Raw genomic sequence first — 15951 nt, forward strand, 5'->3', positions numbered from 1 at the left:
AATAAAATAGAAACAGAATAATTATTTTTACAAGTTTATTCCTAACTTTGCAGGAAAATATAAAATTATGAAAGATAATTTGAGGATTATAATCAGCGGAGGAGGTACGGGAGGTCACATCTTTCCAGCAGTATCCATAGCCAATGCAATCAAGGAACAGCATCCCGATACGGAAATTCTGTTTGTTGGTGCAGAAGGGCGTATGGAAATGCAACGTGTGCCAGCCGCAGGATATAAAATAATAGGCTTACCTGTTGCCGGATTCGACAGAAAAAACTTATTGAAGAACTTTAGTGTTCTCATAAAACTGTTTCGCAGTCAGTTGAAAGCACGTCAAATTATCAAAGAGTTCAAACCAGATGCCGCAGTGGGAGTTGGCGGATATGCCAGTGGTCCCACCCTTAAAATGGCAGGCATGATGGGTATCCCGACGCTGATTCAAGAACAAAATTCTTATGCAGGAGTAACCAACAAACTGCTTGCAAAGAAAGCATGCAAGATTTGTGTTGCTTATGAAGGTATGGAACGTTTTTTTGATAAAGAAAAAATCATCCTTACCGGTAATCCGGTACGGCAAGGGTTATTAAACAGTTCCATCGATCGTGAAAAAGCAATTCAATCGTTTGGATTAGATCCGCAGAAGAAAACAATATTAATTGTCGGAGGTAGTCTGGGTGCACGCACAATAAACAATTGTGTTATGCAAGGGTTGGAAAAGATTAAAAACTCCGGAGTTCAGTTTATCTGGCAAACCGGTAAGTTTTACATCAACGAAGCTAAAGCTACAGTAGCGAAAGCTGGAGAAATTCCGATGTTGCACACTACTGATTTCATATCAGACATGGCAGCAGCATACACCGCAGCCGATTTGGTTATCAGCCGTGCCGGAGCAGGATCGATTTCTGAGTTTTGCCTACTGCAAAAACCAGTCATACTCGTTCCCTCGCCGAATGTAGCCGAAGACCACCAGACTAAAAATGCACTTGCTTTAGTCAACAAAGGGGCAGCTCTATATGTTAAAGACTCAGAAGCTACACAAAAGCTCCTCGACCTGGCAATAGCAACTGTATCGCAGCCGGACACATTAAAAAATTTAAGTATGAACATAGCCAAGCTGGCGTTTAAGGATTCTGCAAATGTCATTGCAAACGAAGTCTATAAGCTAGCTGTAAAATATAAAAAAGAACATGAACGTTAATACACTGAAAGCTGTTTATTTCATCGGAGCAGGAGGTATAGGTATGAGTGCTCTGGTTCGCTACTTTTTATCAAAAGGTAAAAAGGTAGGCGGCTACGACCGTACACCAAGTGAACTGACCGAAACATTAATTAAAGAAGGAGCAGCTATTCATTATGAAGAAAACGTTTCACTCATTCCAGATGATTTTCTGAATCCGGAAACGACTTTGATTGTATATACTCCTGCAATTCCTGCTGACCACAAAGAGCTTAACTATTTTCGTGAGCATGGATTTGAAATACAAAAACGTGCTCAAGTATTGGGTATGCTTACACGTACAGAAAAAGGACTCTGTGTAGCGGGTACCCATGGAAAGACAACAACTTCCACAATGACCGCCTATCTGCTGGATCATTCTCATGTAGGATGTAATGCCTTTCTGGGAGGAATATCAAAGAATTATCACACAAATCTGTTGCTGTCCGATAAAAGCGACTTTGTTGTTATCGAAGCCGATGAATTCGACCGTTCATTCCATTGGCTGACTCCATATGCGACTGTTATCACTGCAACAGACTCAGATCATTTGGATATATACGGTACTCACGAAGCATATGTAGAAAGTTTTCAGAAATATACCTCTCTAATTCAGCCGGAAGGTTACCTTATCATAAAAAAAGGGATCGATCTCAACCCAGCTGTACAACCAGGAGTGACGGTATATACCTATTCCACAGAAGAGGGGGATTTCCATGCAGAAAACATCCGGATCGAAAACGGAGAAATTTATTTCGACTTCATTTCTCCATTGGGTAATATAAAAGGAATACAATTAGGAGTTCCTGTCTACGTCAATATCGAAAATGGAATAGCTGCAATGGCCTTAGCACAAATAGGAGGAGCTACAAACGAGGAGATCAAACAGGCGATGCCTGGTTTCCGGGGAGTAGACCGCCGATTTGACTTCAAGCTGAAAAATGACCGAATCGTGTTTATCAGTGACTATGCCCATCATCCGGCAGAAATCAAGCAAAGCATATCTTCTGTACGAATGCTTTATCCTGATAAAAAGATAACAGCTGTTTTCCAGCCTCATCTATATACACGTACTCGCGATTTCTATAAAGATTTTGCAGACAGTTTGTCACTTCTCGACGAAGTTATCCTGCTTGATATTTATCCGGCACGCGAATTACCGATAGAAGGTATAACCAGCAAATTAATTTATGATAACCTACGCCCTGATATCGAAAAAAGTATGTGTTCTAAAGAAAATTTACTGGAAGTCATAAAACACAAAAAGACTGATGTTCTTATAACATTAGGAGCCGGAGATATAGAAAACTATGTACCACAGATATACGAATTATTAAAAGACAAATGATAAAACGAATTTTCATACTCTGCACATTATTACTGGCAACAGCTTATTTAATATTAGCCGTTACCACATTTAATAGCAAGCCTGCCGATCAGGTTTGCAAGGGTATGGAATTGACTGTCAAAGATAGTATTGATTACGGCTTTGTTACGGATAAAGAAGTCAAAGAGATTCTGAAAAAAGGAAAGATATACCCTGAGGGCAAGCAACTCTCAAGCATAAATGTGCGCCAGCTGGAGGAATTTCTTTCCAACCATCCCTTTATCGAAAATGCAGAGTGCTATCTTACATCAGGAGGCAAGGTGGCTATTGACATTTATCAAAGAGTTCCTGTCATGCGAGTCATGAGCAGCAACGGAAACAATTACTATTTAGATAATGCAGGAAAAATAATGACCGCAGCCGGGAAATCGATTCATGTAGTTGTTGCAACCGGATTCATAGACCGCAAGTTTGCCCAAACAGAATTATACCCGTTGGGAAAATTCCTACAATCGGACAAATTCTGGGAATCACAAATTGAGCAAATCAATGTAACTCCCAAACAAGAACTGGAATTGGTTCCCCGAGTAGGTGAACATATACTCTTTTTAGGGAAACCTGGAAATTATAAAGAAAAATTCAGTAAATTGCGAACATTCTACCAAAGTGCGCTGAACCGGGTAGGATGGAACAAATACGAACGGATCAGCATTGAATTTAACAATCAGATTATTTGTACCAAAAAGGAGAAATAAGATATGGCAGCAACAGACTTTATAGCAGCAATAGAGCTGGGATCGGCAAAAATAACAGGTATTGCGGGAAAGAAGAATGCTGACGGAAGCATCCAGGTTCTTGCATATGCCAGCGAACGCTCATCCGATTGTATCAAGAAAGGAGCAATATACAATCTGGACAAAACGACGCAATGCCTCAGTGCAGTAATCTGTCAATTGGAAGAGACTTTACATGCATCTATAAAAAAAGTGTATGTGGGTATCGGAGGACAGTCGGTAAGAAGCATTCGACATACAGAAACAAAGCAACTGACAGAAGAAACTAAAATATCTCAGGCTCTCATCGATGCTATTATGGAAAGCAACCGTGAAATAACATTGATGGATCAGGAAATTTTAGCTGTCGAACCTCAAGAATATAAACTGGGAAACAACCAGCTTACTACAGAACCGGTGGGTATTCAGACAGACCGCATCGAAGGAAACTTTCTGAATATTATTGCACGTAACTCACTAAAGAGCAACATACGTCAATGTTTCCGCCAAACCGGATATGAAGTTGCCGAATATTTACTTTCTCCATTGGCAACGGCCAACGCTGTACTCACCGGAAGTGAGAAACGTTCTGGCTGTGCCCTCGTAGATTTTGGTGCAGATACAACTACTGTATCGGTTTATAAAAACAACTTGCTTCGCCATCTGGCTGTCATACCTTTGGGAAGCAGCAATATAACAAAAGATATCTGTAGCCTGCAAATAGAAGAAGAAGATGCAGAGCAACTTAAGCTTCATTATGCTTGTGCCTACACAGAACCTAGTGAAAATGAAGATGAGTTAGGCAAAGAATACAGCATCGACGGAAAATGCAGCATCCGTGCTCATAAACTCGAAGACATCGTCGAAGCACGTGTCAAGGAAATACTGGAAAATGTATGGAATCAGATTATCCTATCAGAATATAGCGATAAATTGCTGGCCGGTGTCATACTGACAGGAGGAGCCTCCACGTTACCTAATCTGGACAAAGCTTTCTTCAATATCACAAAGATTGAGAAGATACGAATTGCGCAAAATGGAGCTATCGAACTGAGAGGGGACATTAATATTCCGCAAGATGGAAGCTGTAATACATTGATTGGACTTCTGGCTGCAGGAAAAGACAACTGCTGTAAGATAGATCCACGCAAGGGACATCAGTTAGACTTTATCGACGACTTGCAAAAGAAAGAAGAAGAAGCTCGCCTGAAAGCTGAAGCAGAGCGTAAAGCAGCTGAAGAAAAAGCAGCCAAAGAAGCCGAGGCAGAACGTATCCGCCAATTGGAAGAAGCTAAGATACGTCAGGAGTTAGAACGGGCTCAGAAACGTCTGCACGATTGCGAAACGCTGATTACTGAAGCACACCGTCAGATGAATCGCAAGAAATACAAAGACGCACTTGCCAAGTTGGAACAGGCCCGCAGCCTGAACGTGCAGGAAAAGGATGAAGAAATAACATCCATGATAGCTGAAATAGAAAAACTTAAAGAGGATAATCCGTTTAAGCGACTGCTAAACGCTTTAAAAAACGGAGCAGACGAGATGATGAAAGATTAAATATTCACCGCATAAAGAAAAGGAAGAATTATGTCTGACGAAACAATTATGCCATTCGATTTCCAAAGTGGATCACCGAGTATCATTAAAGTAATCGGTGTAGGCGGTGGTGGCGGTAACGCAGTCAACCACATGTATAGAGAAGGAATCCACGATGTCACATTCGTGGTTTGCAATACAGATAATCAGGCACTCGACGAGTCGCCTGTACCTATAAAACTTCAATTGGGACGTGAAGGCCTTGGAGCGGGAAACCGACCTGAGCGAGCACGCGATGCAGCCAACGAAAGTTTGGAAGACGTAAAAAACATGCTGAATGATGGCTGTAAGATGGCTTTTATTACAGCAGGTATGGGAGGAGGAACCGGAACGGGTGCTGCTCCAATTATTGCTAAGACTGCCAAGGATATGGGAATCCTTACTGTCGGCATTGTTACCATTCCATTCCTTTTTGAAGGAAATAAAAAGATAGACCAGGCACTCGACGGTGTAGAAGAAATGAGTAAGCACGTCGATGCGTTGCTCGTTATCAATAACGAACGCCTGCGCGATGTGTATTCCGACCTGAGCGTAATGAATGCCTTCGGAAAAGCAGATGATACCCTTTCTGTTGCAGCCAAAAGTATTGCAGAAATCATTACAATACGTGGTAAAATCAACCTCGACTTCAATGATGTGAAAACAGTATTGAAAGATGGAGGTGTGGCTATTATGAGTACTGGATACGGATATGGAGAAGGAAGAGTTACCCAAGCCATTACTGATGCTCTGCACTCACCATTACTGAACAACAACGATATCTTCAACTCTAAGAAAGTTCTTTTCAACATCTCATATAGCAGCAACAGCGACCTGATGATGGAAGAAATGAATGAGGTACACGAATTCATGAGCCGCTTCGGCAAAGATGTAGAAACGAAATGGGGATTGTACATCGACGACAATCTGGAAGATAAGGTGAAGTTTACCATCCTTGCAACCGGATTTGGCATCAAAGATGTGCCGGGAATGAACAACAAACTTTCTGCAGAAGAACAAAAACGTCAGGAAGAATTAGAGGAAGAAGAACAAAAGAAGGCCGAACGCCGTGATGATTTCTATCCGGGAAGTTATAAAAACAACCGGAAGAAAGGAAACTACAAAATCTATATCTTCACACAAGAAGATCTGGACAATGATGATATCATCAGCATGGTAGAAACAACTCCTACCTACAAGCGTTCAAAAGCTGTACTCGAAAGTATCCAGTCGAGAGCCGTTGCCGAAGAAAGCTCAACCCCTAAGCTGGACAATAGCGAGAATGGCTCTATGACCATTACTTTCTAAACAAGAAACGAACTACAATTTTATAACTATATTACTATGGATTTATTCGAACAAATCAGCAACGATATCAAAGAGGCAATGAAAGCCAAAGACAAGGTCAGACTGGAAACCTTGCGCAATGTCAAAAAGTGTTTCCTGGAAGCTAAAACAGCTCCGGGAGCAAATGATACACTGACCGATGAAGCTGCACTGAAAATTATGCAGAAGCTGGTAAAACAAGGAAAAGATTCTGCTGCCGTTTACGAAGGACAAGGCCGTGCAGATCTCGCAGAAGAAGAAATGGCTCAGGTACGTGTCATCGAAGCATACCTTCCCAAACAACTTTCAGCTGAAGAACTGGAAGCTAAATTGAAAGAAATCATTGCACGTGTTGGTGCAACTAGCGGAAAGGATATGGGAAAAGTTATGGGTGTTGCCAGCAAAGAACTGGCCGGACTTGCCGAAGGACGTGCTATTTCTGCAAAAGTAAAAGAATTGTTGCAGTAATTCTCCTCCATCCAGAAAAGTTAGACTAAACCTTATACAAGATACGGAACTTTCCATGAGAGTTCCGTATCTTTTTTTATTGCTTAGAAAACAAGGTGTTATGTCTTATATAGCGAAAGCAAATAAGTCAACGAAAAGGTCATAAAAAAATGTTCTTTTTTTGTACAATTTTTCAAAAAAGATCTCGATGAATTTCCGAAAAATTCACGATGTTTTTCTAAAACTTCCTGTTATTTTATCCGAGTTACTTTCAGAGGCTATACATCTAAAACAATTCTTGCAAAACAGGAAGCGATTTCAACTCCGGAAAGTCAGGTAAATGTAAACGATAATATTCATTGATGATATCCAGACAACGATTCCGCTCCATCCGGTTCATAGCAAACAGATGCATTGTTTCATAATTCATACGCATCAGAGTACGTATATGAGAAGCCTCTTCCGGACGAACAAACATGCCATGATAAGGCTGAGAAGAAACAAAGCAAGCATTCAGCAAATCAAAATAGTCGCTGGAAGAATACTCTTCAACGTTGGGATAAAGCCCGAGAAAACGGGAAAGTCGCATTAAAAAGACCAGATGAAAATTGGCAAAACTGGTTTCACAAACATCCAGCCACTGTACAGAGTGAACCAGATAGGCAAATAAAGGAATATTGGTAGTTTCCTCCTTCAATGCACGATAAAGGAATTCTGCCAGAAACATGGCTATTGCCGATTTGTAAGGATCATAAGGCAATGACGTAAAGACGTACCAGGCTTTTGCCTCCTTGATGGGATGAATACCGGAACGAGGACGCATATCCGCCTCAAATTCCACGACAGACAAAGGCTGGAAAAGCACTTGCTTTACAGCTGATTTACGAGAACGCTGTGCCGGAATCAGAAAAGACATTCTGCCCGACTGCTCGGTATAGACATGCACGATATTTGCCTTGTCGTTATACTTTACCGTATGAAGAACTATGCCAACGTATTTTTGCAACATAACGGAGGCAAAGATACACATAATGCAAAAATCCCTGCATGTAAATAACAGTAATTATTTATCATGCAGGGCAACCATTTTATAAAAACTTTAATAAGAGAGAGAGCGACTTCAGATTTTCAGAGTCTCTCCTATTCTTTCCCCGAAGAAACCGGACACTCTGATATATTGCAAATATACAAGCTTTCAATAATCAAACTAAACCAGCTCAGCTATACAAAAGGAATAAACGGTTGTTTTCCATGACCAAACGAGTAAAAATCGCACCTATCCGAACCAAAATTTCACGTACCCCGACAAACTGCAAATGATTTAATAAAAAAAATCACAGAAAGTTTTGCAGGAATGAAAATTCTTCATACCTTTGCATCCGCAATCGAGAGATATATGTCCTCGGAAAGCAAGTCAGGAATAATCCTGAATCTAAGGATGGCCCGTTCGTCTATCGGTTAGGACGCAAGATTTTCATTCTTGAAAGGGGGGTTCGATTCCCCCACGGGCTACATAATAAACAAAATCACGAACAATATTAAAGATTAGTCGAGATGGCAAATCACAAATCATCTATCAAAAGAATCAGACAAGAAGAAAAGAGAAGACTTCACAACAGATATTATGCTAAGACTATGCGTAACGCAGTGAAGAAACTTCGTGCAACTACTGACAAAGCAGAAGCTGTAGCTCTGTTCCCTAACGTACAGAAAATGTTGGATAAATTGGCTAAACGTAACATTATCCACAAGAACAAAGCTGCTAACTTGAAGTCAAAATTGGCTGCTCACATCAGCAAATTGGCTTAAGTAATTGCTCACTTTAAGGATATTAAGGCTGAATCGAAATGATTCGGCCTTTTGTCGTTTATACCTCACAATACCCCTTTTCTTCTGCCCGGAGATATTCGCAAGTTCATTTCACCTCCGATTCCTATATCAGACCTACACTTCAGAGCATCCTAAACTCCTCTCAACTCATACAGAAGGACAGTCTATAAAAACATATAATCACTTTTTTCTTAAAAAAAAAGCACTATATTGCAACTGAAAAGGAATAGTCTTTTCAGTTGCAATCAGTTTCTGAAAAGAGCCTCTGAAAACGCAAAACTCTAAAAGTTATCGACAACCTGTTTTTTTTGCTTCACCTATTAAAAACCTATGATTATGAAAACCACAGTTTCTCTCTTTTTGTTTGTTACCATTCTTTTGTTGGGAAGCGGATGCAAAACCACAAACCTTGCAACCGAAAAAGTAAGCCATGAACAGGCAATACAAGCCCTGGAACAACACAGTTTCAAAATTGTAATAGAAGAAATCTACGACAAAAGCACTTCCAGAAGACGTCCGAAGCAACGATTCGCATCCGACTGCTACTTCAGCATGCAAGGCAATGAGGTTTCTTACTACATCTCACCCGAAGATATAGGCAGCCGGACTAAAAGATCTCCCCGACATGAATGTGGACTTACAGCCACACTGTCCAAAGGAGAAAAGCAAAAGAACGGAGACATTCATTACGAATTAAAGACCAATGGAGAGGCAACCAGAGTTTCCACCATGCTGATAATTCTTTATAAGGACACCAACCGATGCTTCGTCCGGCTGAGCAAAAGTTTTTTAGGAAGTAATTATAACTTTACGGGACACATCTTACCCCTATAAAACATTTCATCTGCCACGGACTGCCGCCGGACTGAAAACGACGACAGTCCGTATTGTATTCACACAAAGAATAAGCATAGAAGTTCACCATTTCCTATCCGAATTTCAAGTTTTTTAGAATCATAAGTTCGGTTATATCACGCTTTTTTAGTAATTTTGAACACTTAAAAAACTAGAAGTAAAAAGAGATGAGTGAAGAACTGATACCAAGCAGCGGAAACAATTACTCGGCAAGCAGCATCCAGGTGTTGGAAGGACTAGAAGCCGTACGTAAACGTCCCGCCATGTATATCGGCGATATTAGTGAAAAGGGATTGCACCATCTGGTGTACGAGGTAGTAGACAACTCTATCGATGAAGCCCTGGCCGGTTATTGTACCCATATAGAAGTAACAATCAACGAAGACAATTCAATCACCGTACAGGATAACGGTCGTGGTATTCCTGTCGATTTCCATGAAAAAGAGAAAAAATCGGCATTGGAAGTAGTTATGACTGTGCTGCATGCCGGAGGTAAATTCGACAAAGGTTCATACAAGGTATCCGGAGGTTTGCACGGTGTAGGTGTATCGTGTGTAAATGCTCTTTCTACACACATGACAACAAACGTATTCCGAAACGGAAAAATCTACCAGCAGGAATATGCATGCGGAAAGCCGCTCTATGCCGTAAAGGAAGTGGGTACTACCGATATCACCGGAACCCGACAGACTTTCTGGCCCGATGGAAGCATTTTCACTACCACCGAATATAAATATAATATCCTACAGGCACGTATGCGTGAACTGGCATACCTGAATAAAGGTATCACCATTACGCTAACCGACAAGCGCGAGAAAGAAGAAGACGGATCGTTCAAACAAGAAATTTTCCACTCAGAAGAAGGTGTAAAAGAGTTTGTCCGTTTCCTGAACTCGACAAACACTCCGCTTATCGACGATGTGATTTACCTGAATACAGAGAAACAGGGTATCCCTATCGAATGTGCTATCATGTACAATACAGGCTTCCGCGAAAACCTGCACTCGTATGTGAATAACATCAACACTATAGAAGGTGGTACACACGAAGCGGGCTTCCGTACAGCTTTGACTCGTGTACTGAAAAAATATGCTGAAGAAAGCAAAGCACTGGAAAAAGCAAAAGTAGAAATATCTGGTGAAGACTTCCGCGAAGGACTGATTGCCGTTATTTCAGTAAAAGTAGCAGAGCCACAGTTCGAAGGACAGACCAAGACCAAACTGGGTAACAACGAGGTAAGCGGTGCTGTAAATCAGGCTGTAGGTGAAGCTCTTACTTACTATCTGGAAGAACATCCGAAGGAAGCAAAAACGATTGTCGACAAAGTTGTTCTTGCGGCAACAGCACGTATCGCTGCCCGTAAGGCACGTGAATCGGTACAGCGCAAGAGCCCGATGGGTGGAGGCGGTCTGCCAGGAAAGCTTGCCGACTGTTCAAGCCGTACGGCAGAAGAATGTGAATTGTTCCTTGTCGAGGGTGACTCAGCAGGTGGTTCTGCAAAACAAGGACGCAGCCGCCAGTTCCAGGCCATTCTTCCATTGCGTGGTAAGATCCTGAATGTAGAGAAAGCCATGTGGCATAAAGCATTCGAAAGCGATGAGGTAAACAATATCATTCAGGCACTGGGGGTACGTTTCGGTGTAGACGGAACTGAAGATAGCAAGAAAGCGAACATCGACAAGCTCCGTTATCACAAGGTGATCATCATGACCGATGCCGATGTCGATGGTTCTCACATCGACACCCTTATCATGACATTGTTCTACCGCTATATGCCTGAAGTAATTCAGGGCGGACACCTTTACATCGCCAACCCGCCTCTGTACAAATGCTCGAAAGGTAAAATCAGCGAATATTGTTACACTGATGAAGAACGTCAGGCATTTATGCAGAAATATGGTGACGGAACAGAAACCGGTATTCACACACAGCGCTACAAAGGTTTGGGTGAAATGAATCCGGAACAGTTGTGGGAAACAACCATGAATCCGGAAACACGTATACTGAAACAGGTAAGCATTGAAAATGCGGCTGAAGCCGACTATATATTCTCCATGTTGATGGGGGACGATGTTGCTCCGCGCCGTGAATTTATTGAAAAACATGCTACCTACGCTAACATTGATGCGTAGTGCATTTTTTATAAACCAAATTTTTAAATCCATCCTCACATCTTACAATGAGGAAAGCTCCGGAAACAATTTCCGGAGCTTTTTTATTTTCAGGGCTTGCCTCAGAATCTCACAAACCGGTATTCCTCTCTCCATTCATAACTATTTGAAACCTGTAAAAAGGAAAATCCAATCCCTCTCCGAATAAAAATTACACAGGGGATAAAAGCGTTTTTTCGGTTTTATTGTTTATTTTTGAAAAGACAATTAAACTAATACTTCGAAACAAGATGAAACTGATATTCCGAATCCAGTATCGTACGCTATGGGGAGAAGAAGTACGCATCATCTTCGATGAAGATGAGAATCAGTCAGTAGCCCTGTCTACCCGCGACGGCGTCGAATGGCAAGGCAGTTGCGACTACCAGTTGTCACCATGCGACGCACCTCTCACCTACCGGTACGCTATATATAGAGATAATTCATGTACACGTAAAGAACTGGGAGCCATCGCCCACATCATCTATCCGGGCAATGCCCAGCAGAGTTGTTATATTATAGACGACTGCTGGCGTGACTTACCAGAAAACAATTACCGGTACAGCTCTGCGTTCAACGGGAAATATACTCCGGTCAGTCCTGTCAGGCTGAACGACAATGTAGGAAGTTGCATAACATTCCGTGCCTTATGTCCGGGACTGAGCAGCAAAGAACAATCGCTCGGTCTGATAGGCAGTTGCAATGCCTTGGGCAACTGGGAATACTGCCGTCCCATACGTATGCGTGAAGTCCGCCCTAACGTATGGCAACTGACGGTAGACGCCTCATCGCTGAAATTTCCTTTCGAATATAAATTCGTAGCAGTCAGCAACAAGACCGGAGCCGTAGTGGCATGGGAAACACGAAACAACCGGATATTCCATACACAACCCTTACAGCGGGGAGAAACATATTTTCCACCTGAAACAGAAGTTTTTTTCAACACTCGCAGCTTGCGTGTAGCCGGATGTGCCATACCGGTATTTTCGCTTCGCTCGGAAGGGAGTTTCGGTGTAGGCGACTTTGGCGACCTGAAGACATTCATTACATGGGCATCGGCTACAAAACAGAAAGTCGTACAGATACTTCCGATCAACGATACGACAATGACAGATACATGGATGGATTCATATCCATACAACAGTATATCCATTTATGCTTTCCACCCGATGTATATTGACCTGCGCCAGCTTCCTGCATTGCAGAACGAAGAAGCCAGCCAAATGTTCGAAGAGCAGCGTATCCGCCTGAACAGTCTTCCGCAAGTAGACTATGAAGAGGTGAACAAACAGAAAAGAAGTTATCTGAGAATGCTTTTCGAACAAGAGTCAGAAAATATTCTAACATCTGAAAGCTTTGAAGCCTTTTTCCGCGACAACAAAGAATGGCTTATTCCATATGCAGCATACAGCTACCTGCGTGATCTGAATCACACTTCCGACTTCAACAACTGGGGCGAATATAGCAGATACGACAAAGAACAAATCCAGGAGTTATGTAATCCGGACAGTACTGCATACAGTAAAATAGCATTCTACTACTTCCTGCAATATGAATTGCATGTGCAGTTGCTTGCCACTTCCGACTATGCACGAAGCAAAGGAGTCATTATCAAAGGAGATATTCCTATCGGTATCAGCCGTACAAGTGTAGAAGCATGGGTAGAACCGTATTACTTCAACATGAACGGACAGGCTGGAGCACCACCAGACGCATTCTCTACCAACGGACAGAACTGGGGTATGCCGACTTACAACTGGGATGTAATGGCAAAAGATAACTACAGCTGGTGGCAAAAACGTTTCCGGAAAATGGCAGAATACTTTACCGCTTACCGTATCGACCATATACTGGGATTTTTCCGCATTTGGGAAATCCCCTATCATTCAGTACACGGTTTGCTGGGACAGTTTGTACCTTCCCTCCCGATGAGTAAGGAAGAAATTCAGAGTTTCGGACTGGCTTTCAGCAAGGAAACAATGACACGTCCGTTTATCAATGATTATATACTGAATACGGTATTCGGCGAACATAGTGAGGAAGTAAAAGAAACTTTCGTAAAACGGTTGCATCATGATATTTACGTCATGCGACCTGAATTTGATACACAACGGAAGGTGGAAGCTTACTTTGCCGACAAACCTGATGCTGAAAGTCAGGACATAAAAGAAAAGCTTTACGCACTGATCAGTGATGTACTTTTCATTCCCGACCGTGACAACCCAGAAATGTATCATCCACGAATCGCCGTTCAGAATGATTATATCTTCAAGCAGCTAAGAGAACAGGATCAGGAAGCATTCAATCATCTGTACAATCATTACTATTACCAGCGACATAATGAGTTCTGGTATCACGAAGCAATGAAAAAACTTCCTGTTCTGACACAGGCTACATCGATGCTGGTATGTGGAGAAGATCTCGGAATGGTTCCCGACTGTGTACCATGGGTTATGAACCAGCTGCAAATTCTGTCACTTGAGATCCAGCGAATGCCCAAGAGCCCGGCACACGAATTCGGACAGGTACACGAATATCCTTTCCAGTCTGTATGTACGATAGGTACACATGATATGTCTACTTTCAGAGGCTGGTGGGAAGAGGATAAAGAACTGACCGAACGCTTCTACCATCAGGAACTGGGACATTGGGGCAATGTTCCTGAACACGCACCAGAGTGGCTGTGCGAGGAAGTTATACGCCAGCATTTGGAGAGTCCGTCTATGCTCTGTATACTGACATGGCAAGACTGGACTTCGATGGACGGTGCACTTCGTAATCCGGATATCAACATCGAACGAATCAATGTTCCTGCCGATCCGCGTCATTACTGGCGCTGGCGTATGCATATCACGCTGGAAGAGCTGATGAAACAGGATGAATTTAATGAATACATACGCTCGATGATTGAAGAGAGCGGAAGAAGTGTTTCGGAACAAACTGAAGATGCAGAATAAGAAAATTTATATCTGATACACCGAATACTCAATACCAATTAAAAAGGCTCTATCACTTTTCCCAAACGGAATTTGATAGAGCCTTTTATATTGCTTATTAGAATCTGTAAATCTTTAGAACTATTCTGTACGATTATTCTTTGATACGAATCAGCAAGTTGGCAAGAATAGCAGTCAGTCCACCGGTTGTAATACCTGACGCAAAAATATTACGCAATGTTTCCGGCAACTGACAAAGTATATCGGGTACAAGTTCTACACTCAGACCAAAAGAGAAACTCAGAGCCATAACCAGTGTAGCTTTACGGTCAATCTTCTGTGCAGCAATGATACGGATACCAGCTGCAGCTACTGTACCGAACATCAACAAAGTAGCTCCACCAAGCACAGGCTCGGGCATCAGCGAAAATACAAGTCCTACAGCTGGGAACAAGCCGAGAACAATCAGGAAGCCGGCAATGTAATAACCTACATAGCGGCTGGCCACTCCTGTAAGCTGTATCATACCGTTGTTCTGTGCAAAAATTGAATTGGGGAAGGAATTGAAGAAACCAGCCAACATAGAGTTGAATCCGTCTGCCAGAATACCTCCAGAAGCGCGTTTCACAAAAGTTTCCCCTTCTACCGGTTCACCCGAAATCAGAGAATTGGCAGTAATATCACCATAAGCCTCTATTGCAGTAATCAGATAAACCAATGCCAATGCAATGATAGAAGAAATATCGAACGAAATACCATAGCGGAAAGGTACAGGTATATTGAAACCACCATAACTCTGTACAGCCGAGAAATCTACCATTCCCAATGCCCATGCTGTGATATAGCCGATAACCAGACCAATAACAATGGAGCTCATACGCAGATAGCGGTTTGAACTTCGGTTAAATATGATAATCAATATCAGAACAAGAGCAGCAAGACCAACATGTTCTATCGCTCCAAATGTTCCATTCGCCTGCGCAACAGCACCTCCGCCACATGCAGAAATACCTACTTTTATCAGACTCATACCGATAAGCGTCACAACAATACCCGAAACCAGCGGAGTAATAACACGGCGAGTATATTTCAATACACGGCTAATAAGCATCTCTACCGAAGAAGCAACGATACATGCTCCAAAAATAGCAGAAAGACCTCCTGTCAGTCCGGCTGAAATGATAGGTCCGATAAACGAGAAACTGGTTCCCTGAATACAAAGTAATCCACAGCCGATCGGTCCTACCCGACGGCACTGAATAAATGTAGAAACACCAGATGCAAACAAAGCCATAGAAACGAGAAAACCAGTTGTTTCCAAATCAAGTTTTAACGCACCGGCAATAATCAACGGAGGAGTAATAATAGCAACAAAGATAGCCAACAGATGTTGCAAAGCAGCAAAAATTGTTTCTTTCACAGGCGGACGGTCATTCAGTCCGTAAATCAGCCCCGCCCCCGGAGCTTGTGTCTGTTCTTTTTCCATTAAAACTAATACTAACTTTTTAAAATATGA

General features: G+C 42.1%; 12 protein-coding genes and 1 tRNA gene. 11 read left to right on the forward strand and 2 right to left on the reverse strand.

Annotated features, from left to right (window positions below):
* Positions 1 to 67: 67 nt before the first annotated feature.
* Genes murG through ACDG22_RS01200 form a run of 6 tightly spaced genes read left to right on the forward strand, consistent with a single transcriptional unit; the run spans position 68 to position 6685 of the window.
* Positions 68 to 1198, forward strand: coding sequence for an undecaprenyldiphospho-muramoylpentapeptide beta-N-acetylglucosaminyltransferase (murG, locus tag ACDG22_RS01175; protein ID WP_007571119.1), 1131 nt, complete (start codon positions 68 to 70; stop codon positions 1196 to 1198).
* Complete coding sequence (gene murC, locus ACDG22_RS01180; RefSeq protein WP_007571121.1) at positions 1188 to 2564, forward strand: UDP-N-acetylmuramate--L-alanine ligase; 1377 nt, start codon at positions 1188 to 1190, stop codon at positions 2562 to 2564. Before murG ends, murC begins: the two co-directional genes overlap by 11 nt.
* Positions 2561 to 3298, forward strand: a complete 738-nt coding sequence (locus tag ACDG22_RS01185; protein ID WP_022125453.1) for a cell division protein FtsQ/DivIB — start codon at positions 2561 to 2563, stop codon at positions 3296 to 3298. Before murC ends, ACDG22_RS01185 begins: the two co-directional genes overlap by 4 nt.
* Positions 3299 to 3301: 3 nt before the next feature.
* Entirely contained in the window at positions 3302 to 4873 is a 1572-nt protein-coding gene (ftsA, locus tag ACDG22_RS01190; protein ID WP_022125452.1) for a cell division protein FtsA, read from the forward strand.
* 30 nt (positions 4874 to 4903) lie between these two features.
* The gene (gene ftsZ, locus ACDG22_RS01195) at positions 4904 to 6199 is read left to right on the forward strand and encodes a cell division protein FtsZ (RefSeq protein WP_007571126.1); all 1296 of its coding nucleotides are present in this window, start codon (positions 4904 to 4906) and stop codon (positions 6197 to 6199) included.
* Positions 6200 to 6235: 36 nt separating this feature from the next.
* The gene (locus tag ACDG22_RS01200; protein WP_007571129.1) at positions 6236 to 6685 is read left to right on the forward strand and encodes a GatB/YqeY domain-containing protein; all 450 of its coding nucleotides are present in this window, start codon (positions 6236 to 6238) and stop codon (positions 6683 to 6685) included.
* A 265-nt stretch (positions 6686 to 6950) separates the two neighbouring features.
* Here ACDG22_RS01200 and recO read toward each other — a convergent pair whose 3' ends face one another.
* Complete coding sequence (recO, locus tag ACDG22_RS01205; protein WP_177593675.1) at positions 6951 to 7673, reverse strand: DNA repair protein RecO; 723 nt, start codon at positions 7671 to 7673, stop codon at positions 6951 to 6953.
* Positions 7674 to 8104: 431 nt separating this feature from the next.
* Between recO and ACDG22_RS01210 the strand changes: the two genes are divergently transcribed.
* From ACDG22_RS01210 to ACDG22_RS01230, 5 genes are all read left to right on the forward strand, one after another.
* Positions 8105 to 8176 (forward strand) — tRNA-Glu (locus tag ACDG22_RS01210).
* 42 nt (positions 8177 to 8218) lie between these two features.
* A complete protein-coding gene (gene rpsT / locus ACDG22_RS01215; RefSeq protein WP_007571135.1) occupies positions 8219 to 8473 on the forward strand; it encodes a 30S ribosomal protein S20 in 255 nt (84 codons plus the stop codon).
* A 357-nt stretch (positions 8474 to 8830) separates the two neighbouring features.
* Entirely contained in the window at positions 8831 to 9328 is a 498-nt protein-coding gene (locus ACDG22_RS01220) for a DUF4251 domain-containing protein (RefSeq protein ID WP_022125222.1), read from the forward strand.
* Positions 9329 to 9516: 188 nt separating this feature from the next.
* On the forward strand, positions 9517 to 11481 hold the full coding sequence (gene gyrB / locus ACDG22_RS01225) for a DNA topoisomerase (ATP-hydrolyzing) subunit B (RefSeq protein WP_022125223.1): 1965 nt from the start codon (positions 9517 to 9519) through the stop codon (positions 11479 to 11481).
* 269 nt (positions 11482 to 11750) lie between these two features.
* Positions 11751 to 14456 (forward strand): 4-alpha-glucanotransferase, encoded by a 2706-nt coding sequence (locus ACDG22_RS01230; RefSeq protein ID WP_022125224.1) that lies wholly within the window; start codon positions 11751 to 11753, stop codon positions 14454 to 14456.
* Between the two features lie 133 nt (positions 14457 to 14589).
* On the opposite strand, the gene ACDG22_RS01235 is transcribed toward ACDG22_RS01230, so the two are convergent.
* The gene (locus ACDG22_RS01235; RefSeq protein ID WP_022125225.1) at positions 14590 to 15921 is read right to left on the reverse strand and encodes a nucleobase:cation symporter-2 family protein; all 1332 of its coding nucleotides are present in this window, start codon (positions 15919 to 15921) and stop codon (positions 14590 to 14592) included.
* Between the last annotated feature and the right edge of the window lie 30 nt (positions 15922 to 15951).

This window comes from Phocaeicola coprocola, from assembly GCF_041333015.1.
Lineage (GTDB): Bacteria > Bacteroidota > Bacteroidia > Bacteroidales > Bacteroidaceae > Phocaeicola > Phocaeicola coprocola.